General features: G+C 41.5%; 19 protein-coding genes and 1 pseudogene. 11 read left to right on the top strand and 9 right to left on the bottom strand.

Going from position 1 to position 22,592, the window contains the following annotated elements:
- Positions 1–243: 243 nt before the first annotated feature.
- The 3 genes from BCU57_RS09050 to BCU57_RS09040 all read right to left on the bottom strand — a co-directional run bounded on the left by BCU57_RS09050 (position 244) and on the right by BCU57_RS09040 (position 5,681).
- Positions 244–1,383: a peptidoglycan binding protein CsiV gene (locus tag BCU57_RS09050; RefSeq protein ID WP_102436859.1), complete on the bottom strand. Its 1,140-nt coding sequence runs from the start codon at positions 1,381–1,383 to the stop codon at positions 244–246.
- Positions 1,383–4,898, bottom strand: a complete 3,516-nt coding sequence (gene mfd, locus BCU57_RS09045) for a transcription-repair coupling factor (RefSeq protein WP_102436860.1) — start codon at positions 4,896–4,898, stop codon at positions 1,383–1,385. Before mfd ends, BCU57_RS09050 begins: the two co-directional genes overlap by 1 nt.
- A 165-nt stretch (positions 4,899–5,063) precedes the next feature.
- The gene (locus tag BCU57_RS09040; protein WP_102436862.1) at positions 5,064–5,681 is read right to left on the bottom strand and encodes a hypothetical protein; all 618 of its coding nucleotides are present in this window, start codon (positions 5,679–5,681) and stop codon (positions 5,064–5,066) included.
- Positions 5,682–5,815: 134 nt separating this feature from the next.
- Between BCU57_RS09040 and BCU57_RS09035 the strand changes: the two genes are divergently transcribed.
- From BCU57_RS09035 to lolE, 3 genes are read left to right on the top strand one after another with little or no spacing between them, the layout of a single operon-like run.
- Positions 5,816–7,048, top strand: a complete 1,233-nt coding sequence (locus BCU57_RS09035; protein WP_102436864.1) for a lipoprotein-releasing ABC transporter permease subunit — start codon at positions 5,816–5,818, stop codon at positions 7,046–7,048.
- The gene (lolD, locus tag BCU57_RS09030) at positions 7,048–7,746 is read left to right on the top strand and encodes a lipoprotein-releasing ABC transporter ATP-binding protein LolD (protein WP_102436866.1); all 699 of its coding nucleotides are present in this window, start codon (positions 7,048–7,050) and stop codon (positions 7,744–7,746) included. The genes BCU57_RS09035 and lolD overlap by 1 nt, the downstream gene beginning before the upstream one ends.
- On the top strand, positions 7,746–8,993 hold the full coding sequence (lolE, locus tag BCU57_RS09025; protein WP_102436868.1) for a lipoprotein-releasing ABC transporter permease subunit LolE: 1,248 nt from the start codon (positions 7,746–7,748) through the stop codon (positions 8,991–8,993). Before lolD ends, lolE begins: the two co-directional genes overlap by 1 nt.
- Before the next feature lie 207 nt (positions 8,994–9,200).
- On the opposite strand, the gene BCU57_RS09020 is transcribed toward lolE, so the two are convergent.
- Complete coding sequence (locus BCU57_RS09020; protein WP_241900997.1) at positions 9,201–9,692, bottom strand: hypothetical protein; 492 nt, start codon at positions 9,690–9,692, stop codon at positions 9,201–9,203.
- A 168-nt stretch (positions 9,693–9,860) separates the two neighbouring features.
- On the opposite strand from BCU57_RS09020, the gene BCU57_RS09015 reads away from it, so the two are divergent.
- Positions 9,861–10,403: a DUF924 family protein gene (locus BCU57_RS09015; protein WP_102436870.1), complete on the top strand. Its 543-nt coding sequence runs from the start codon at positions 9,861–9,863 to the stop codon at positions 10,401–10,403.
- 186 nt (positions 10,404–10,589) lie between these two features.
- Positions 10,590–10,823: pseudogene (locus BCU57_RS09010) on the top strand (transposase); the annotation flags it as partial.
- A 165-nt stretch (positions 10,824–10,988) separates the two neighbouring features.
- On the opposite strand, the gene BCU57_RS09005 reads toward BCU57_RS09010, so the two are convergent.
- From BCU57_RS09005 to BCU57_RS08995, 3 genes are all read right to left on the bottom strand, one after another.
- Complete coding sequence (locus BCU57_RS09005) at positions 10,989–11,390, bottom strand: YbhB/YbcL family Raf kinase inhibitor-like protein (protein ID WP_198589902.1); 402 nt, start codon at positions 11,388–11,390, stop codon at positions 10,989–10,991.
- 254 nt (positions 11,391–11,644) lie between these two features.
- Positions 11,645–12,262 carry a hypothetical protein gene (locus tag BCU57_RS09000; RefSeq protein ID WP_102436872.1) on the bottom strand — a complete coding sequence of 206 codons (618 nt, stop codon included), beginning with the start codon at positions 12,260–12,262 and terminating at the stop codon, positions 11,645–11,647.
- Positions 12,263–12,277: 15 nt separating this feature from the next.
- The gene (locus tag BCU57_RS08995) at positions 12,278–13,180 is read right to left on the bottom strand and encodes an SDR family oxidoreductase (RefSeq protein ID WP_102436875.1); all 903 of its coding nucleotides are present in this window, start codon (positions 13,178–13,180) and stop codon (positions 12,278–12,280) included.
- A gap of 151 nt (positions 13,181–13,331) precedes the next feature.
- Here BCU57_RS08995 and BCU57_RS08990 point away from each other — a divergent pair, with 151 nt between their 5' ends.
- From BCU57_RS08990 to BCU57_RS08980, 3 genes are all read left to right on the top strand, one after another.
- Positions 13,332–14,312 (top strand): LysR family transcriptional regulator, encoded by a 981-nt coding sequence (locus BCU57_RS08990; RefSeq protein WP_102436877.1) that lies wholly within the window; start codon positions 13,332–13,334, stop codon positions 14,310–14,312.
- 53 nt (positions 14,313–14,365) lie between these two features.
- The gene (locus BCU57_RS08985) at positions 14,366–15,343 is read left to right on the top strand and encodes a transposase (protein WP_413211453.1); all 978 of its coding nucleotides are present in this window, start codon (positions 14,366–14,368) and stop codon (positions 15,341–15,343) included.
- 560 nt (positions 15,344–15,903) lie between these two features.
- Positions 15,904–16,572 carry a hypothetical protein gene (locus BCU57_RS08980; RefSeq protein ID WP_133149370.1) on the top strand — a complete coding sequence of 223 codons (669 nt, stop codon included), beginning with the start codon at positions 15,904–15,906 and terminating at the stop codon, positions 16,570–16,572.
- Between the two features lie 157 nt (positions 16,573–16,729).
- On the opposite strand, the gene BCU57_RS08975 is transcribed toward BCU57_RS08980, so the two are convergent.
- Positions 16,730–17,728 carry an NADP-dependent oxidoreductase gene (locus BCU57_RS08975; protein ID WP_076537421.1) on the bottom strand — a complete coding sequence of 333 codons (999 nt, stop codon included), beginning with the start codon at positions 17,726–17,728 and terminating at the stop codon, positions 16,730–16,732.
- A gap of 123 nt (positions 17,729–17,851) precedes the next feature.
- Here BCU57_RS08975 and BCU57_RS08970 point away from each other — a divergent pair, with 123 nt between their 5' ends.
- Positions 17,852–18,757, top strand: coding sequence for a LysR family transcriptional regulator (locus BCU57_RS08970; protein ID WP_102438327.1), 906 nt, complete (start codon positions 17,852–17,854; stop codon positions 18,755–18,757).
- 51 nt (positions 18,758–18,808) lie between these two features.
- A complete protein-coding gene (locus BCU57_RS08965) occupies positions 18,809–19,387 on the top strand; it encodes a GNAT family N-acetyltransferase (RefSeq protein WP_102438325.1) in 579 nt (192 codons plus the stop codon).
- A 156-nt stretch (positions 19,388–19,543) separates the two neighbouring features.
- Here BCU57_RS08965 and BCU57_RS08960 read toward each other — a convergent pair whose 3' ends face one another.
- Positions 19,544–20,047: a DUF2062 domain-containing protein gene (locus BCU57_RS08960; protein ID WP_102438323.1), complete on the bottom strand. Its 504-nt coding sequence runs from the start codon at positions 20,045–20,047 to the stop codon at positions 19,544–19,546.
- A 28-nt stretch (positions 20,048–20,075) separates the two neighbouring features.
- Here BCU57_RS08960 and BCU57_RS08955 point away from each other — a divergent pair, with 28 nt between their 5' ends.
- Positions 20,076–22,553, top strand: a complete 2,478-nt coding sequence (locus tag BCU57_RS08955) for a DNA internalization-related competence protein ComEC/Rec2 (RefSeq protein WP_102438321.1) — start codon at positions 20,076–20,078, stop codon at positions 22,551–22,553.
- The last annotated feature ends 39 nt before the right edge of the window (positions 22,554–22,592 follow it).

Raw genomic sequence — 22,592 nt, 5'->3', positions numbered from 1 at the left:
GTTTGCAGTTGCACGATAAATTATGGCTGGTTAATTAACGGCCAGTCACACGTGAGACAATAGTAAAACCGCAGCGCCTATGTTACATATTGATACAGTGAGTTTGGCATGCGACCCAAGCTCACTGTCATATTATTTTAAAAACTTTATTTCTAGGGCTTTTTTAAGTTTTACTAGAGACTTGTGATAACAGCTAATCCTATGATTAGCTGTTTTTTTTCTAGAGGTTTATAGTGGTTTGAGTTAAAAGCTTTTCAGCGTCCGCTCTTCAGTTGCGACTGCGTTTTCAACCATGGATTCAGGGCCGCTTTCTGCCTCAGTATCAACAATAGCATCAACCATGGATTCAGGGCCGCTTTCTGCCTCAGTATCAACAATAGCATCAACAATAGCATCAAGATTGGTATCAGTAACCGCGGTATTTACCTCAGTGTCATCAAGCAATAACGCCACAGGACGAGTTTCCGTCGGTTGTTCCATTTTACGGATTTGCATCACAATGCCGAGCCTTGGATGATCAAAATAATGGATTTCACCACTTCTCACGCGGCGGTTTTGCACCATAGGAATCGATTGTAAAAATGGACTCATTACCTTGTCTATATCAGCTTGCTCAGCGTATTGAAAGTATTCACTGGACGCTGTTTGCTTTTGGATCGGCTGGCGCAGTGCTAAGTTGGTTTCAATAAACAAATAATGACTTAGGTAAATATTAATATTACCGTCTAATTCCCACACTGGAGTGGTTTGAGGCTCTGGCGCTAAACTGGCAAAACTTGAATTAAAATCAAAGCCTGAAAATTCATCCTCTACTTGCTCAGAAATAGCATTGCCAGAATATTCAAAGTCTTCAGAGTAATCTTTACCTGCAAAAATACGTATCGGTTTGGCACGATTACGAGATTGCATATCTTGTTGCCAAGTCAGGTGAAGTAAACTGCGCACGTTTGACTCGCGGCGTACCGCTTGGATGATTTCACCAAATTCACTTTGAGACTCAGCCAGTAATACAGGACCATCACCTAAATAGGCTTGCTGCTCACTCGCAGCAGCAATAGAAAATGGCACTTGGCTTGGAAAGGCGGTTTTGTTGGCGCTCACTAACGGGTCTTGGCAGTCGATTTCGCTGCTACTCCAGTCAGTTGAGGTGCAGCCGTTTAAACCTAGCGCAACCCCGGTAATATCGTTACTGATCATTGGGGTGATCAAATCGATATTCTTTCGGTTTGGCGCCGCTGCATTATCGTCTTGCCACTTTTCGACACTGTTGGTTTGTCTTTCAAACACATATACTTCAACCTCAAACCATGTTTTAGCTTGGGCTTGCATTGGTGTCGATAGTGCCGATATAGCGGCAATAGAAAAAGCAATGTTACGCAGCACTATTTAGTTTCTCCAGTACGATGTTTATCAAGTTGCTCGAGCAAGGTCTTAATTAAGTCTAGTCGTTGCTTGCTGGTTTCAGCAGGCAAGGTGAACTTTAACTTATTTGGGCCTTCCATTCGATAAATTTGTGGCTGACTTTGTAATAAGCCAATGATAAACATTGGGTCAATTTTATGGTCGTCACTAAATTCAATGCTGCCACCTTTGGCATGCATTTCAATCTTTGTTGCACCTAAAGCTGTTGCCTGATGCTTATATAAGGTTAATTCCATTAAGTTTTTAGTCGGTTCTGGCAACATGCCAAAACGGTCAATAAACTCAACTTTTAACTCATCAAGCATGCGTTCAGTTTCGCAGTTAGCAATGCGTTTATAAAGCGATAAGCGCATATTAACATCAGAAACATAATCATCAGGCAGTAGCGCTGGAATGCGTAATTCAACTTCACACTGGGATTTAAGCATATAATCTAGTGAAGGCTCTTTACCTTCTTTTAATGCTTTTACTGCTGATTCAAGCATTTCCATGTACAAGCTAAAACCAATTTTAGAAATATGGCCGCTTTGTTCATCACCGAGTAATTCACCGGCGCCGCGAATTTCTAAATCTTGAGTGGCGAGCATAAAGCCTGCACCTAAGTCTTCTAAGGCATCAATGGCGGTTAATCGCTTACGGGCATCTGCGCTCATTAATTTAGGGTGCGGCGTCATCAAATAAGCATATGCTTGGTGATGTGAACGGCCCACACGACCACGTAATTGATGCAATTGTGCTAAACCAAACTTATCCGCTCGGTCGATAATAATGGTGTTAGCACTGGGAACATCAATTCCGGTTTCAATAATGGTGGTACACACCAGCACATTAAAACGTTGGTGATAAAATTCTGACATGACTTTTTCAAGTTCACGTTCGCGCATTTGGCCGTGGGCGGTAACCACTCGAGCTTCAGGCAGTAATTGGCGAATGTTTTCAGCGCATTTTTCAATGGTTTCGACATTATTGTGTAAGAAATAAACTTGCCCACCACGCAAAATTTCACGCAAAATAGCTTCTCTTACCGTGGCAATATCGTACTCACGTACAAAGGTTTTTACTGCTAAGCGCTTAGCCGGTGGGGTGGCAATAATGGATAAATCACGCATACCCGACATGGCCATATTTAGGGTACGTGGAATTGGCGTGGCAGTAAGGGTTAAGATATCGACATTAGCCCGCAGGGCTTTTATCTTTTCTTTTTGGCGCACCCCAAAGCGGTGTTCTTCATCAATAACCAATAAGCCTAAGTTTTCAAAGTTTGCTTCAGCCTGCAGTAACTTATGGGTACCAATGACAATGTCGACTTTGCCATCTGATAATGACTGCAGCACTTGAGTTTGCTCTTTAGCTGAGCGAAACCGCGACATCACTTCAATTACCATTGGCCAATCGGCAAAACGATCTTTAAAGTTTTCATAGTGTTGCTGTGCAAGTAGGGTAGTTGGCACTAACACCACCACCTGTTTACCGGCATTGACCGCCACAAATGCTGCGCGCATCGCAACTTCGGTTTTACCAAAACCAACGTCACCACACACAAGGCGGTCCATGGCCATTGGGGTTTGCATATCGCTTAGTACGGCTTCAATTGCAGTTTCTTGATCGACGGTTTCTTCAAAGGGGAAACCTTGTGAAAATTGGGCATATTCTTCTGCATCAATTTTTAGCGCATCACCCGGGCGAGCTTGGCGTCTAGCGTAAACATCCAGTAATTCAGCCGCCACATCGCGGATTTTTTCAATGGCTTTTTTCTTGGCTTTTGACCAGGTTTCATTACCCAGTTTATTTAATGTCGGCTTTTCATCGGCGCCAATGCTGTAACGGCTAATAAGGTGCAGCGATGACACTGGGACATACAGCTTATCGCCTGCGGTATATTCAAGTTGCAGGTACTCGGCCACTAAGCCGCCCGTATCTAAGGTGACAAGCCCCTGATAAAGCGCAACACCATGCTCTAAATGCACAATAGGCTCGCCGACTTTAAGCTCTGCTAAGTTTTTTACCAGTACATCTGAGCTAACTTGTTTTTGCTTTTCACGGCGACGACGCTGAGAAATTCGTTGGCCAAATAACTCTGTTTCACAAATTACGCTGATATCACCTTTAGGGGTATCAAGTAACATGCAACCTTGTGATAACGGCGAGACGATTAAACCTATGTTGTCTTTAGCGGTTATAAAGGCATTTAAATGGCTAAATAACTTAGGTTTGATGTCAATTTTGCCAAGCAATTCAATTAAGGCTTCACGTCGCCCTTCAGATTCAGCGCTGAATAATAATTGTCCTTTAGTCTGACCTTGGGCCTTGGTGTACGCTTGCAGGTTAATTAACGGCTGTTTGAGCTTATGGTTGGCATTAACATCAGGCAGTCTGGCTACATTTGCCTGCTTGGCTTTTACAATAAGCTCAAGCTCGCCCTCGGCATTTTTGTTAGGCGTGCTAATTTGCGAGCGGGTGTATTTTTTAAAGGCTGCAAATAACTCATCGGTGAGTATGTATAGCTCTTGGGGCGCCAGTAACGGTCTTAACGGGTCAACGCGGCGATCTTCATAGCGAGTTTTAATTTCAGTTAAATGATGCTCACTGGCTTGTTCAATATCCCCAAGGGTGATCAGTTGAGTATCCTGAGGAATATAGTCAAATAAAGTGGCGCACTCTTCAAAAAATAGCGGTAAATAGTTTTCAATACCCGCGGGCATTAAATTACGGCTCACTTGCTGATAAACCGATTCCGCTTCTTTTGAAATCACTTCAAAGCGGCGACGGTAACGTTGTCTAAAGCCTTCAATACCCGCTGTATCGGTAGGGAACTCTTTTGCGGGCAACATGCGTATTGAATCAATTTCTTCTTTTGAGCGCTGAGAGTCCACATCAAAATAGCGGATGGTTTCTACTTCATCGTCAAATAATTCAATGCGCAAAGGCTGGGAAGATCCCGTAGGGAAAATATCTAAAATCGAGCCACGGATCGCAAACTCACCATGCTCATAAACTTGATCAACCAAGTAGTAGCCGGTGTCGGTTAGGTGCTGCCTAACCTGCTGTAAGCCGTAAATGTCACCTTTTTTAAGTAGCATGACATTGGAGGTTAAAAACGATTTTGGCGGTAACTTCACCATCAAGGTGTTCACCGGTACGATTATCACATTGTGATGTGACTGGCTCATTTTTGCCAAGGTTTCTAAGCGCTGTGAAATCAAGTCTTGATGGGGCGAGAAGCTGTCGTAAGGCAGGGTTTCTCTATCTGGGAATAAACACACATTGATGTCAGATTCTGCCAGAAGGTAACCCAGTTCAACCTCAAGCTGTAATGCGCTTGGGGTGTCATTGGTAACAACCAGACTAGTACCCGAATGCTGGGAAATTAGGCTAGAAAGCGTAATAGCTTGTGAGACCCCCCCCAGTGTTGTTAAGGTTTGAAACTGTTGGCCTTTTTTTACACTTGGCGGTGTTAGAACGCTAAAATTCTTCATTGAATATCTAACTAACTTCTTTTATAAAAGTGATAAATTTAGCCCGCAGATTGTGATCATCAAAACCAATCAGGCTTGGCTAAATTTGTATTGGCGATAGTTGATTAGCACCAGATTATGATAGCTATTATAAGCAAGCTTAAAACAATATGCAGGCAATATGTGTTATTTGGCTGCTTGTTGGCGAATTTGTTTGCGCTGCTGAAGCATTTTTTGCTGCACTGTTAAGCTGGCTTTAACCAGTTGCTCTACATCGGCATCTAAAATCTGACTAAAATCTAAGCTGACGGCATATTGTGGCTGATTTCTTTTATTATTTTGCTCTGCGTCATCATCAAAGTTAATGAGCTTGCATTGGCTCACCTGACAAAGACACAAAATGGCCACTAACTCGCTACTGATATAAATCGAGGTTTTAAAATACTCACCAATGGTCAGTGGCTTAGGGGTAATTAAACTGATGCCGCTACCACCAAAATGGCTGCCTTGGAATTTTTCACCGCTTTGGACTTCTTTTTCTAGCACATGATGCAGCACTAAATCTACTTTACGTGATTGCAGTTTAAGAAAGTCGACCACAGCTTTAGCATCGTTATCAATACTTCTTAATTGCAGTAAACAGCTTGCTTCTAACTCTTTGACTTCTGATAGTAATTTAAGCCCAACCGATTGCATCGAGCGTAAGTCTTGTTCAGACGGAATGCCTTGAGAACCTGACCAGTTTTCAAGATAAACAGCAAAGTCATGGGGCACGGTAAAATATGCATTGGATTCAGTTAACAAGGTTTGTCTCTTTATTTATCAGACTAATACCCCTATTATCATGCCCATCTTAATGATTTAGCAAGTTTTAGCCTTTGTGTTAAATTAAACTGCTGTTTTTTATTCCAATAAACACCAAGGATGCACTTTTCTTTATGAACTTTCGGTTTTCATTATTCATGGGCTACCGCTATTGGCGGACGCGTAAAGCCAATGCTTTTGCATCTTTCATTACTTTTTTTGCGGTATCGGGCATTTTTTTAGGGGTAGCCGCGCTGATCATTGTCAGCTCAGTGATGAACGGTCTAGAAGGTCAGCTTAAACAGCGAATTTTAGGCGCAGTGCCACAACTAACCCTCATTAATGATGCAGGCTTTAGTGATTGGCAAACCCAAGCTAAGTCGTTAACAACATTGCCGCAAGTACAAGGGCTCGCACCCACGGTGACGACTCAAGCTATGGTGCAATCAAGTAAAAATATCAGCGCTGTACAAGTGTATGGTGTGTTCCCTGAGTATGAGCAAAACCTTTCTGCCATTGTTGCCAATACCTATTCCAGCGCCTTTGAACAACTCACCCCAGGCAGTTACAACGTGGTGCTGGGCAGCGAGCTTGCCAGAAAACTATCTATCAGTGTTGGCGACAAAATTCGCATTTTAAGTGGCGATGGGGTGGTGTACTCACCATTAGGCCCCGTGCCAAGCCAGCGTAAATTTACCGTGGCGGGTTTATTTGAAATGGGCTCGCAAGTGGATGGAGTATTAGCCTATGTGCATTATCAAGATGCAAGACGGTTAATGCGTGTAAGCCCCAGTGAAATTAATGAATTACGGGTTTACTTAACCGATCCCTTCATCGCCCCTGAAATGGGCGTTACATTGACAGATAAATTAGCTCAGCAAGGCATAGCTATTGAAACCCGCGATTGGCGCGATGATTTTGGCCATTTATTTGCTGCGGTAAAAATGGAAAAAAACATGATGTCATTGATGCTCAGTTTAATCGTTGCCGTGGCGGCGTTTAATATTGTGTCGGCATTAGTGATGATGGTAATAGATAAAACCACCGATGTAGCAGTGCTAAAAACCCAAGGCTTAACGACGCAATCGGTGATGAACATCTTTATTGTTCAGGGCTCACTGAATGCCATTATTGGTTTGGCATTAGGCACCTTAGCTGGGGTCACAATTACTTTAAATTTAAATAGTATGCTTAATGTCTTGGGTATATCAGTACTTGGAGTAGGGCAAAATTTACCGGTGATCATAGCAAGTCAACAAATTATGGTCATTGTTGTTGGCACTCTTATCATGACATTACTTGCCACCATTTATCCAGCATTAACGGCTGCGCGAGTGCAACCTGCAACAGCCTTGAGATATGAATAATGAATAAACAACCAGTAGTATTAGAAGTTAACAAGGTCACTAAGCAATTTCATGACGGTGAAACCACCACCAAGGTGCTTTCGAGCGTTGATTTAACGGTTTATCAAGGTGAGCAATTGGCCATTGTCGGCACCTCTGGCTCAGGTAAAAGTACCTTACTGCATATTATGGGCACCTTAGATATCCCAACATCTGGCACCGTGAAGCTAGATGGTGAAGACCTTTATCAGCTAAGCGCAGCTAGACAAGCTGAAGTCAGAAATAAAGACTTAGGCTTTATTTATCAATTCCATCACCTATTACCTGAGTTTTCTGCGCTTGAAAATGTCGCCATGCCAGCGTTTATTCAAGGTCGAGATAAAAAGCAATCGTTAGCTGAAGCTACAGCCTTATTAGAGAGAGTTGGACTAGGGCATCGTTTAGAGCATATTCCTGCGCAGCTTTCAGGCGGCGAGCGCCAACGTGTCGCCATTGCACGGGCGCTGATTAATAAACCCAAGTTAGTATTGGCCGATGAGCCAACCGGTAACTTAGATGCCAGCAGCGGCGATAGTGTGTACGAACTGATTCGTGAGCTTGCTCAGCAACTGGGCACAGCCTTTGTAGTGGTAACCCATGATTATAAATTAGCAGCGAAAATGGATCGTCAATTAACCATGAAAGACGGCGTTTTACAGCAAGTAGCGGAAGAGAAATAATGAAGTCATTACTGCCACTGGTTATCGGTTGGCGTTTTTATCGCGCAAGACAATCTAACGGCTTTATTGGCTTTATTTCATTTGCCTCCACCGCAGGTATTGCGCTGGGTGTGGCAGTGTTAATTTTAGTGTTATCAGCCATGAATGGCTTTGAACGTGAATTAGAGCAGAGGTTATTAGGCGTTGTTGCACATGGTGAACTGCTGAGCGTTAACGAGCCATTACATGACTGGCAAGGCATTGCAGAAACGGCTAAAAGCATGCCAGAAATTGTTGCTACCGCGCCGTTTATTAAAATGCAGGGCTTGGTACAAAAGCCGGGCGGCTTTCAAGGGCTAGAGCTTAATGGTATTGAGGCAGAACTTGAAAAAGAGGTTTCAACCATTGATGAATTTATGCCAGCACAGGCGTGGGCCTCTTTAAGTACTCACTCCAACAACATTGTCGTTGGTCGCAGCTTATTAGACAAACTTGGTTTAAAGGTCGGTGACACCTTATCAATGTACACCCCAGATATGGGGCAAACCAATAAGTTAACTGCGGCGAAAAGTCATCGCTTTGTGGTTGCTGGTGTGTATGACTTGGGTGGAGAAATAGAATCAACTCAAGCCTATGTGTCTTTGCCGTATCTTGCTGAAGTACTGAAACTGCCTGTGGGCTCAGTGACAGGCCTGCGCATTACGGTTAATAAAGTTTTCAGTGCGCCGCGCATTACTCGCGATTTGGGTTATGCACAAAATCAGTATTTGCATTTAAATAACTGGACTCGTTCACAAGGGCATTTATATCAAGATATTCAGCTGGTTAGAATGGTGATGTATTTGGTACTTGCACTGGTGATTGCCGTGGCTTGTTTTAATATTGTTTCTACTTTGGTGATGGCAGTGCGAGATAAAAGCGCCGAAATCGCTATTTTGATGACAATGGGATTAAAGCGTGCCCAAGTGATGGCGATATTTATTATGCAAGGTGCACTCAATGGTGCTTTAGGTTGCACTATTGGCGCTGCTATAGGCGTGACATTGGCACTTAATCTGAGCGCGTTTGCCAATGCTGTTGAGCAATTTTTTGGGATTAAATTACTAGAATCTGATATTTACTTTATCGACTTCTTGCCGTCACAGCTACAGCAACAAGATGTGTTAGTGGTTGTTGGTATGGGCTTTGTGATGAGTTTACTGGCGACTATTTATCCGGCCTATAAAGCAACCAAAATAGCGCCAGCAACGGCATTAGCAGGGCGATGAATTGACTAGGTGTTAGGTCTTGAATCACTGCCTTGAAAAGCAGAGATAAAAACGCGCTCTAGCGCGTTTTTTATTGGTTAAAATTTATTTTCAATTGCGTAACTAGGCGCTTACAACAAGCACTGACAATTGGCTATGAGAATAGGCTATGACAATCGCTATTGATAACATCAATTAAAACAGCGTTCCAAACTCAGTCTAAACACATCAGTTAAACAAGCTTTTAAAGTAATGCCAAATCCCTAACGAGGTATCAGGAAACAAGTCGATACCTAAGGCAGACTTTAATAAATACAGAGCTAACAAACCAAATAACATGCTGAAAAGTATAAAACCGGTGACAGTGGTAATCATCATCACTAGCGATATTCGTTTTTCGCGGCGAGTATAGGCGCGTTTGTTTTTACCTAATAATAAGACGTAATAAAAACGCCATTTAATAAAAGGAAACTTAAAGGTGCCACGGCTATCAAGAAAGTGACCACCCCAAGTCGATGGACCCAAGGCTTGCTTAATCGCATTGAGCTGCGCATCAGTAAAACTATCAGCAATATCTGACGGCGAACGCTTAAGCATTTTTGCAATGAGAGGATCTTGCCTAATAGACTTAGGCGAAGCCGCTGTCACTTTAGGTTGAACTTCATTGTTAATGTCAGTTTTAGCGGTTTTTTTAGCTACATCCGTATTGCTTTGTGGCATATATTTTCCATAATTATCAAACAAAATAGCAGTCATTGTATTTTGGTATCAGCCAGTTATTAGCGTAAGGTCGGCTTTATTATGACTAAGCTAAACCTGATTTTAATCTAGCATAGAATAAACCCTAGAATACGCCCCAAAAATTTATTTTTACCACGAGGAGTTTGAATGGATGAGGTAAAGCAGGTTATTAACTTTTGGTTTACTGAAATTGAGCCTGCCCAATGGTTTAAAAAAGATGTTAGCTTTGATGAATTAATTCGCACACGCTTTGGTAAGTTACATACTCAAGCCATAGCGGGGGAATTATGGTTATGGCGTCAGCATCTGCAAGGGCGCTTAGCTGAAATTATCATATTGGATCAGTTCTCCCGCAATATTTACCGTGATGATGCTCGAGCATTTAGCGCTGATCTCATGGCATTAGCCTTAGCCCAAGAGGCCATTTTACAGGGGCTTGATCAACAATTAACCGCAATCGAGCGAACTTTTTTGTATATGCCCTATATGCACAGTGAGTCGTTAAAAGTGCATCAACAAGGGTTAGCGCTATTTAAAAGTAATGGGCTTGAATCTAATTATCAATTTGAATTAAAACACTTAAAAATTATTGAACGTTTTGGCCGTTACCCCCATCGAAATGAGTTGCTTGGTCGAACATCAACCATAGAAGAATTAGCTTTTTTAGCACAGCCTGGTTCGTCTTTTTAGTTTTATGGTGTATCGACGAGTGCGAAGGTTTGTTTAAAAGACTTTAGTCACGCAGCACAAACCATAAAATTTTTTTAATAATTTTTTAGAGGATTTTCTTTTCATTATTTGTACTACCTAATCTAAATTTTAAGTTTTTGGGAATCATATTTGCCCCTAATTAGTTGAACAAGTGTGCTGGTTTAAGATACAGGGCTAATTATTCGAGAAGATAAACGCGGCGTCATTAGCGCGAGTAGTCAGAATATCCTCAATAGGCTGAACATTCCCGCAGAGAATTGGCTTAAAATCACCACTGAGTTTGGCGCTTTATTCAAAGGTGCAGTAGGGGCGTTACCTGCATTAACAGATTATTGTGAGCATTTAGACCGTAAACGACGACAAGGTGCAGCTAACTGTCAGCGCTGGTTGTGCGCTTAATAAATCATTTCTTAATCTCAAATAACAGCATTTTCCACTTGATTGATATCAAGCTTTTCTGCTGGATTGAATTTAGTTTATGAGTTAATTTTGGTGATTAATGATGAAATATTCAGTCCTTTGGCTGGGATCGTCCATCAGTAAATGAATGTAGGTGTTGGCAACTCAAAACGAAAGGCGATATGTTATAACTTCAAAATAATGGGTGGCTTTGTTAATTATTTCCGTCGTACTACCTGCATTCGCTTGTATCTCCGTAATTTGAGCAGGAATATTTACAATCTGCCAGTGCCACCAACCACTGCCCGTAGGCGCATCCGGATCATAGGCAGTGATTGCAAAGCTTTTGGTTCCTTGGGGGACTCCTGCCCATTTCAGATGAGGGGACATATTACCGCCACTACAGCCGAGACCATTTGCTTCTTGTCTTGAGCTCATCATTTTGCCCTGCTCAATATCATTACTTGAGAGGGTTAATGAACCAGCAAAAGCGGGTAAGACGATTAAGAGTTGTAAAGCAGAGACTGCACACCCAGCTAAAAATGTGCTGATTCGCATTATTTTCATATATATCCATAATTAAAAATTGAGTAAAAAGGCTAGCTCGACTAGCCGCAAGATAAACGAAGAGCAACTAAATTTGTAACTACTCAGCACCCCATTTAAATTCAGGTGCTTTGTACAAAACAGACCGTAAATGCTCAGGACTAAGCCATTTATGGTTAGGTCAAGGCGAAAAAGCACAGTTTAGTGGTTTAAATGCGCATTTTTCAACGATGAAATAGCCTTAAATGGCGACGACCTGAGTAGTTACCTAAATTTTATGAATTAAACGTAATAGGGAAATCACAATCTTTGGGCAACAAGGAGTGAGTCACTGGAGCGCCCTGCAAAACGGTGAAAGAGTTCCCTTCTGTGGTACAAATCCTAATAAATTCATCTAGATAATTACCATCCCGACACTCTGCATAATGTTTATTAAGCCCATCAATATGCCTATAGACCTCATGAATAACATAGACAATACGGTTTGTTGTCTCACCATTTTCGGGATTTAATGGGTACTTCAACTCTTTATGCTTGGCAACTGTATAAGAGACCATTCCCCAAGGACCATGTGATTCCTTTAACCACTGCTTATGATTGTCCCACACATTGTCAGTTTCTTTTTCCATCTCCTCTTTCACAATCAAGACAGTGCAGACAGCAATATTTCCTTCATATCCTTCTGGAGTTGCGCTGGTTTTACTCTCTTCATGAGAAGGTGAACCTTTATTCTCTTGTGCAAAAACGCTTGAAGATCCAACAACCGAAGCTAAGCCTAACCCGGCCGCTATTTTCCCAAAATCTCGACGGGAAAGAGATGATCTTTTTTCATTTTTATCATCTACAGATATTGGATGTTCCGCTGAGATTGTTTTCTGTTTTGTTGATTTCATCTTAATTCTCCGTCATTATTTGTCTGATTTAATTGATACCTGAGCCATTTTCTCAAGACCAATAGAGTGAAGAAACTTCTTCTGAGCTTCTTCAAAAGATCTGTTTATTTGTGCAGTCTGTTTACCAAGACCAGAGGTATCAACCAAAGTACGCAGAGGACGCTTGCCATACGGAAGGGCCAACAAATCAACGACGGCATCTGCAAGCATTGTCGGTGATTGATTCATATAGGTATCTTCAATCAGTGCCATAAACCGTGGCATCAGATTTTCCATATGCTCAAATGTTTCAGCATAAGCGCTGCTACGCTGAACGTCGTCAGGCGCATACCCCTTACCTGCAATTCCGGTATTGAATGCCCCTGGCTGTAAGATAAGTGCTTCTATACCTGACGGAGCCAGTTCATAGGCGTAACTTTCTGTAACACTTTCCAATGCGGCCTTGCTGGCGACATAGTGACCACTACCCGGCATCGGAAATCTATTCGCACTGCTGGTTACATTGATAATAGTTCCTTTTCCCTGTTTGTGCAGTGCAGGTAAAACTGAACGCATCACTCGCAGTGGACCAAACAGATTAACATTGAACATATCGTGTGCCTGTGAAGACGAAAAAGTCTCATTCAGACCATTGATAAAGAAACCTGCGTTGTTTATAACGACGTCAAGCACCCCTGATGAATTACCCAAGGCCTTCGCAACTGCACTCTCTACGGAATCATCACTACTTACATCCATCTCTAATGGAATAATCTGTCCGGATAAGGTCTCAGATAAAGCGGATAATTCATCGCCACTTGCGCTGTTTTTTCCCTGAAGATTACGCATAGCGGCATATACGGTATGACCTAACTGAGCTAGCGTGATAGTCATCTCTTTGCCAAATCCGCTGTTTGTACCTGTAATTAAAATATTCATTTCTTACTCTCCAGTGCTATCTATTTTGTTGATTGCAATTAGTGATAAAACAGGTATATATTACGAACTTACTCGGTGCGAAAGAAGCCCCAAAAAAGCACTTGACTAGTGCCATTTTTGCACCAATATAGTTTTGATACAGGAAGATAAAATGGATATCACCAGCCGATTATTACTGTTTCTCGATGTCGCAGAGCGCGGCTCTTATGCCAAAACAGCAGAGCTTCGTAATATCGACCGCTCAGTCGTTTCTAAACAGATAGCCAAATTGGAAAAAGAGCTTGAGGTTAGATTATTAAACCGCTCTACCAGAGCCTTTTCACTTACCTCTGCAGGTGTGGAGGTAAAGCGTAGAGCTGAAGTATTGCGGGATAATCTGAGAGAAACCATTCAGGCAGCACAAAGTTTTCACTCCGAGCCAAAGGGGCTACTGAAAATTACGGCCATCACATCTTTTGCAAAAAATGTTCTGCAATCGGTAATCGATGAATTTCAGACTCTCTATCCAGAGGTTGTCATTGAGCTTCACATGGAGGATCGTTTGGTTGATATTGTCGGAGAAGGATTTGATATCGCTTTTCGATCTGGACAGCTGCAGAACTCATCATTGATTGCCCGCCAGTTAGCGCGCAATCGACCAGTACTGGTTGCATCACCGCAGTTTCTAAAAAAACACGGTGAACCAAAAACTATCGAGGAGCTACAGCAACTGCCCGCCGGCGGATATGCGACAGAAACCTCTCGCATTGATCAACTCAAGTATGTAGATAATAAAAACCAAAGCCAGATGATGGCAATGAACTGTATCTATTATGGTAATGATATCGATCTTGTTGTACATAAAGCTCTGTCTGGTAGCATTTATTGCAAGATTCCGATGATTCATATTACTGATGAGGTAAGCTCTGGGAGATTGGTTGCAATTATGACGGATCTGAAACTGCCTTCTTATCCCCCCTTCTACGCAGTCTACCCTCACCGGGATATGCCTATTCGTACAAGGTTATTTCTAGATGTGGTGCGAGACCACATCGGAGAGGCTCCTCCCTGTTGGGAGTTAAATATTCCTGGACATGACAAGATGTACGGACACCAGAGTGAATTAACATGGCCACCCATTCTAGTTGGCTAAATGTTAAACACCCTACTAGGCTTTAGTTATTACTTAATTTTCGGTAATTAATGATGGCCAGACCTAGAAAAAAACTCGTGAGTTTAGAAGATACGCCTTACTACCACTGTTGTTCGCGTGTGGTACGTAAGGCATTTTTGTGTGGGTTTGATAAGACGACAGGCGAAAACTATGAACATCGCCGTGAGTGGGTAGATAACCGAATTATTGAATTGTCGACGATTTTCGCGATTGATATTTGTGCTTATGCGGTGATGAGTAATCATTTACATGTGGTGCTTAAAGTCGATGTGGATAAAGCCAAAGAATGGTCTGATATAGATGTGCTTACCCAATGGCATAAAGGCTTTAAAGGCACCCTGTTGACGCATAAATTTGTTAAAGCTGAAGTCCTTAATGAGTTTGAATTAAAGACGGTTAATGATTGTATTGGGCTATATCGAGAACGTTTAACCGATATTAGTTGGTTTATGCGTTCCTTGAGTGAACCGATTGCTAGAATGGCCAATAAAGAAGACAAGTGTACAGGCCGTTTTTGGGAAGGGCGCTTTAAATCTCAAGCCTTGTTAGATGATGCGGCCGTACTCGCCTGTATGGCGTATGTTGATTTGAATCCAATTCGCGCACAAATGGCTGCAACACCTGAAACTTCAGATTACACAAGTATTCAACGACGCATAAATTCAGCGATTAAAGGTGAGCAACCAAAAGAGTTACTACCATTTGTAGGAAATGAACGTTTAGATATGCCTAATGGACTGATGTTTAGTGTTAAAGACTACATTGTGCTGGTTGAAGATACTGGGCGGATTATTCGAGAAGATAAACGCGGCGTCATTAGCGCGAGTAGTCAGGATATCCTCAATAGGCTGAACATTCCCGCAGAGAATTGGCTTAAAATCACCACTGAGTTTGGCGCTTTATTCAAAGGTGCGGTGGGGGCGTTGCCTGCATTAACAGATTATTGTGAGCATTTAGACCTAAAACGACGACAAGGTGCAGCTAACTGTCAGCGCTGGTTGTGCGCTTAATACACCATTTCTTAATTTCAAATAAAAGCATTTCCCACTTTTTTCTGCTGGATTGAATTTAGTTTATGAGTTAATTTTGGCGATTAATGATGAAATATTCAGTCCTTTGACAGGGATCGTCCATCAGTAAATGAATGTAGGTGTTGGCAACTCAAAACGAAAGGCGATATGTTATAACTTCAAAATAATGGGTGGCTATTTATTTCTTATAACTTTGATTTTATTTGTTTGGTATATGAATAAATTTCAAATAAAACCAGAAGAAGTATTGTTAACTTCTATTTTTGGAAACGATTATATTAGATATAAACAAAGTGTTAGGCGCTGGTTATAACTTCCCTGCTTAATAGCAGGGGTTTAAGTGACAATGAATCGAGGACGACTCAATCAGAAAAGCTATGTCTAAAGAGTTTACTCAATCCGAGTTAAAGTCGGCTTAGATGAGCTTATCTCTTTCTGTGTGGAGATTATTTGAGCTAAACGTTTTGCTTTGTCTGTTAATTGTATTCACTTCCACTATAAATAAGACCCCTTAAATGGGCTCAGGTTTAAAGACTTCTATGAGACTCGATTTATTAATCGCATTTATATCTAAACCAACAAAAGATATTGTTTTTTTACCTGTCAGTCTGCTATTTATCTTTGCTGGGGCTGTTAATCTAGGCTTCACAGGTTTTCTTTGGGCTACGCCATTTATGGTTTTATTCTTTATAATCATTAGGGACTATCACAAGCGACTTAAGTACTCCCTGATTATTATTGTTTCAATGGTATTTGCATTTTTTATGTGGGACAAACCCACAAATAAACTGATATTTCCTTATTTAGGTGCAAAAGTTGAGTTAGTTTCGGGTTGGGGCTATCAGGGGGCAGCATATTCAAATCAGTTTTATCTTATCAAGCCTGATAATATTGAAAATTGGCGACAACGATCACATACCAATGACCCATTCGAGGTAGTGCTATTTGATGAAAATGTTACCCTGACAATGGATCGAGTTGAGATTAGCCACCCTTCGTTTGGATTAAGTTTAGGTGTTATTTTTACAGATGCTAACGGCAATGAATTTTACATAAGCCCTGATAGTTTAATTAATTCAGTCGCAATCGGTGATATTTTAAGTGAACAATTAACCGGTGTTGAAAGCACTCAATCAGCTTGGTCGAATAATATTGGTCTGCTCATGGCATGGCCAATGCTACCAGTAATACTATTTAGTAAAATGTGAATAAATTAATTTCAATATATTTTTCGATGATCTTTGTCTATTAATTGTACAGCGAAAGATGGAGAAGATGACAAAATAAAAAGGTATTAATGCCACTGCATTAATACCTTTTTGTTGCTTTAACCCTAGCGCTTGTCAGCGTTGGCACTGAAGCCTATTAAAGCTTAACCATCAATTTGCCTTTGTTGGCACCAGAGAAGAATAAGTTCAATCCGTCGATTGATGACTCTAAGCCATTAAGTACATGGGCGCGGTGTTTGATTTTACCTTGCAGTACATAAGGGGTGAGCTTAGCCAATAAGCTTGGCACTTCACCAAAGTGATCAGGCATTGTGAAGCCTTGAATCGTGAGGCGTCTTTTTAAAATATTCATCCAGCTAGGGCCCGGTGCCGGTGTTTGGCTGCTGTAATCGGCAATTAAACCACAAACCATGACACGGCCATGGGGATTCATTTTATCGATAATTAGGCTTTGGATTGGGCCTGCGGTATTTTCAAAGAATAAGTCGATGCCATTTGGGGCACATTGTGCAAGTTTGGCTTCAAGATCATCGGTTTTGTAGTTAATGGCTGAATCAAAACCAAGTTCATTGACAATCCAATCTGCTTTTTCATCACTACCAACTACCCCAATAACCGTTAGGCCATCTGCTTTAGCAAGTTGACCAACAATTGAGCCAACAGACCCCGCAGCGCCGGTAACAATAATGGTTTCGCCAGCTTTGGGCTTACCGACATTAAATAGGCCTTGAGTGGCGGTTAATCCCGGTAGCGCAAATACAGACAGTATTGCTTCGTCTGGTAATGGCGCATCAACTTTGTTTAAGCCTTGACCATTACTGTGAAAATATTCTTGCCAGCCCATCATGCCCATCACGCGATCGCCAACTTTAAAATCGGGGTGATGGCTTTCAACGACTTCACCGACACCGCTACTGCGCATTACTTCACCTAAGTTCACTGGCGGAATATAGCTGTCAGTATCAGGTTGCATCCAACCAAACATGGCAGGGTCTAATGACATATGATTTTGTTTTACTAAAATCTCGCCTGGGTTCACGGTTGGCATTGGCTTTTGTACCACTTCAAAAATATCAGCGGTGATTGGGCCACCTTGTGGACGCTTTACTAAGTTGATGGCGGTAAATGTGCTCATTGTTATTCCTTGTCTTTATTTTTATCAATTTTGCTATTGAATGCATTATTGCTTTTCTTTTTGATAAGATATAGTAGCTAAAAAGCGATACTTTATTGCTTTAAAAACAATAATGAGGCTTTGATGGATCAATTACGGGCGCTTAAATATTTTGTGAAAGTGGTGGAGTTAGGCAGCTTTACCCAAGCGGCTAAGGCTTTTTCTGTACCGGCATCATCATTATCAAGACGGGTTGCAGATCTTGAAAACTCCCTTGGGGCGACGTTATTAAAGCGTTCAACCCGCGCCGTCAGTTTGACTGAGATTGGCCGAGAATATTATCAGCAAGTATCAAGCTTGCTAAATCAGCTTGAACAAAGCAATGAGGCGGTGAGAAGTTATCAAACTGAACCTATGGGGAAATTACGCATTAGTGCCATGGTTGGCTTTGGCCGTGAACAGCTGCTGCCATTGATGGATGAGTTCTCAAGGTTATATCCCAAAGTGATTTTAGATATTGAGCTCAGCGATGAACTGTCGTCTGTTGGACGTGATGATGTGGATATTGCCATTCGTGGTGGTTATGCCCCTAATGATCGCGTAGTGGCGATAAGGTTAATGGACAACCAGTTTGTACCAGCAGCGACCCAGCAGTATCTAGCGGACTATGGCGTACCTTTACACCCAAATGAGCTTAAACAACATAAAGGCTTATATTATCGCTCGCCAAAAGGCCGCGTGCCGTGGCTAAGTAAAATTAATGGCCAGTGGCATGATGTATCAGCCCCTGTTGAGGCGATCAGTAATGCTGGTGAGTGGTTAATCGATAAAGCGCTGCAACATCAAGGCATAGTGATGATGCCGCGCTGGGTGCTAGCACCATTTTTTGAATCTAATCAGCTGACTGAATTACAGTTTGAGCCGCCATTATCAGCCAGTCAAAGTGATGATTTCGGGGTATATCTTATTTATCAAAAGCAGCGCTATCATGTCCCTAAGGTCAAAGCGGCGGTAGATTTTTTAGTGGCTAGGATTAAACACGCTAAATAACTTAGTTTATGTAATATTCAAAGCAGCTAGCATGTTTAAATATTGGCTGTTATGACAGTGTCTACATCAAGAGTATCATTAGTAATGATTGCAACACCAACAATAGTAACCACAAGGCTGACGCTCCGCGCTTTTCAAGCCGATGATTTGGCAGCATTTGTAGCTTATCGAGCCGATCCTGTGATTGCGCAATATCAAAGCTGGGATGATTATCAGCTCGAAGATGCCAAGGCGCTGTTTACCAGTATGGATTATGGTTTGTTTGGTGTTGCTGGTAACTGGTTTCAGCTAGCTATTGTCGATAAAAGCCAACAGCTAGTAGGCGATGTAGCAGTGCATTTTGTCGACGATATGCAGATGGAGCTTGGTTTTACCATAGCGAGAGAGTATCAGCAGCAAGGTTTTGCTACTGAAGCACTGGCAGCAGTGATTGATTATTTGTTTGTCAGCTTAAACAAACATCGCATAACGGCGATAACTGATGCCGAGAACCTAGCATCAATAGCGTTACTAGAAAGGCTGGGATTTCGAAAAGAGGCCCATTACTTAAAGAATATATTTTTTAAAGGGAAGTGGAGCGATGAGTGCGGCTTTGCACTGTTGCAACAGGAGTATTTTCAGCAGTCTTAATAACGGTATTTATCACAATCGTTATTGTTGTCGCTATCGGTAGAGTGTGGTCGATAACTCAAATCTAAACCTGAGCTTTAAAAGCAAAAAGTCAGCACAAAGCTGACTTTTTTATTGGTAATTCGATTTTACTCACTAGGGCGAACAGTTGTGTGATTAGTTTCTTTTTTTCCATTTAAATAAAATCGAGTACTTCCATAAGCTCTTAATCACAAAGAAACCGATAAAGGCAAATATTGCACCGAGTATAATGCAACCCAGTAAAAATGGCGGCCCTACGGTACTGATAGAGCTTTCAACCCATTGCCAGCTGGCTTCAAAATTGAAATGAGCAGTGTTATGGCCAAGAATTTTTGCTCCTAAAATATAGGCAGCATAAAACATAAATGGCATGGTAAACGGGTTTGTTATCCAAACTAATGCCACTGCCAATGGGATATTGACGTTAAAAAATATCGCCATGCCTGCAGCAATAACCATTTGAAAAGGAAATGGTAACCAAGCGACAAATAAGCCCACCGCAAAGGACCCCGGAGCCGATTTTCGGTTGAGGGTCCATAAATTTGGTTTATCCAGCAAACCACCAAAAATACGTAAATATTTATTGTTACGTAAAGTCTCAGGCTTCGGCATAAATTTTTGTAATAATTTTTTTGGCATATATGCGATTACTGTCTTTAATTAACCGATGATAAATCGATTTGTTTATGGATTTTGCGCTAGCGTCCTATTTAGCAATTTATTGCCAAGTTTACTTCCAATATCGCTAGCGGTTTTAATGTTTGTTATTGGGGTACTCACGTTAAAGAGGTGGCCATTCATCAGTGGCTGCCTTTTAGGTTTTTTTTGGGTTTCTATCTGTTTTTATTCATTATTTTCTCATCATGAATCTGAAATGCCAGTTAGAACACAATTTAAGGCACAGATAGTATCACTAGTTAGCAAAAACAGCGACTGGATAAGCTTTAATGTTGTTTTACTATCAGCGCAACATTCGCTTTACAAGCGATACTATAGACTTAATTGGCAACAAGCGCCTGAGGTAAAAGTTGGGCAGGTATGGGCGTTTGACGCCAGAATGAAGCCCATTACCAGCCCGATTAACCAAGGTGGTTTTAATCAACAAAAATATTTATTAAGCCAACACATTGTCGCAAAAGGCAGTGTTAAACAGTCACAGCTTATCGATTATAAATTGTCTTTAAGGCAAAGAGTAATTAGTGATTTCAAACCGAAATTACAACATTTAAGCCATTATCCCATCATTAATGCGTTGTTGTTTGGCGATAAAACTGACATTTCTACCGAGCAATGGCAGGCGTTAAGATCAACGGGCACAGGTCATTTAGTTGCGATTTCAGGGTTACATTTATCTGTAGTGTTTGGTCTTAGCTGGAGTTTATTTAGGCTGTTATTGTTAAATTTCATGGCAACATCCTCTCGGCGTAATCTCATCTTGGTGGTATTAATGGCAGCAATGGTTGCTGCTGGTTATGGTTATTTAGCTGGGATGGCTATATCCACTCAGCGGGCATTGATGATGCTGTTAATGATTGTGTTGCTAACCGTATTTAGACAACACGCCTCGACTTGGCAGCGCTTGATATGGGCGTTATTTGCGGTGTTGGTATTTGACCCTTTTGCCAGTTTAAGTGCTGGTTTTTGGCTTAGCTTTAGCGCATTGGCAATCATATTATTTACCATTGACTACCTTGGGGTTAAATCGACTGCTGAGATAAACGCCCGGCAACTGAGTAGTGCTAGCTTGTCAGTTGATAATGAAGATTTGCAAGATGATAGATTAATGGCGCGAGGCTTACGCCGTTTAAGTCAGCTTAAGTCGAATTTGATGGGTTTTCTAATTAATTTTTGGGCGATTCAGTGGCGCTTATTTATCGGTCTCGGGATAATACAAGCGCTGTTATTTGGTAGTATTTCAATCCACAGTATTTGGATTAACTTTTTGATGGTGCCATGGTTTAGTGTCATTGTTATTCCGCTGTGTATGTTGGCTTTATTGCTAAATAGTGTCTTTATGCTGTTACCTGCACCTGAGTTTATAAGTGATGCAATAGTTAGCACATTATTGTGGCTTACTGATCATAGCCTTGCCCCTTTTTACTACCTGTTAAGCCTAAGTGGGCAGTTACCCTTGGCTCAATTTCACCTTTCAGATGCGCTGACAGTCAGTTTACTATTACTTGCCTTAGGACTGTTTCTATTTAAGTGGGCTAGCGACACCCATTGGCGAGTATGCTTTGGATTAATGGCGCTGCCTTTTATGTTTCAGGTATATGGCTTTATCAAAGATAATACTCAACCCCTATCGACTAAGCTGTTGTGGCAAATGCATGTATTAGATGTGGGTCAGGGCATGGCGGTGCTATTACAACAAGGTCATAAAGGCATACTTTATGACACTGGCGCGGCTTATGGTGACAATTTTAGTTACGCCCAAAGAGTGGTGATACCCACATTAATGGCTAAAGGTGTGACTGAGCTAGATTATTTAATTATCAGCCATGACGATAATGATCATGCTGGTGGGGTAAATGAACTACTTAAGCATTTCAGTAAGCTAACTATTATCAGTAATATCGATAAGTACCAGCAAACTGATATAACCAATACAGTGCAGTTTGATGCGCAACTAGCCGATAAAACTCAAAAGCAATGCGATGATAGGAGGTTTAATTGGTTTAATTTAGCCATTACTTTAACCAGTAACATGGCAGCAAAAAGTGATAATAACCAGTCTTGTGTTGTGCATATTGATGATGGCAATAACCGTGTTTTACTGGCCGGTGATATTGAGAAACAAACTGAACAGCGGCTGATACAAAGCGGCTCTTTACTGGATGCTGATATCCTACTTGTGCCACATCATGGCAGTCGTACTTCATCGTCTGCAGAGTTTATTGCGGCCGTTAATCCCAGCGAGGCAATTTTTACTGCGGGTTTTGCTAATCAGTATGGTTTTCCTAAACATGACGTTGTTGAGCGCTATAAAACCCATGGTGTTACCACGCTTGTCAGTGGCGAAACAGGCCAGCTTAGTATAGATTTTAAACGTCAAAGTTATAAAATTCGACCGTATCGTACAGTTATTAAGCCATTTTGGTATAACAACTTGTTTAGATTTGGTGTCCAAGTTAAACCAGAGTAGAATACGCCTTTGTTAGCAATTCGAGTATTAATGTAATCA

The organism is Shewanella sp. 10N.286.48.B5, assembly GCF_002874355.2.
Classification (GTDB): Bacteria; Pseudomonadota; Gammaproteobacteria; order Enterobacterales; family Shewanellaceae; genus Shewanella.
Note: the sequence above shows the minus strand (reverse complement) of the source record. Positions and strands in the feature narration are given on the sequence as shown.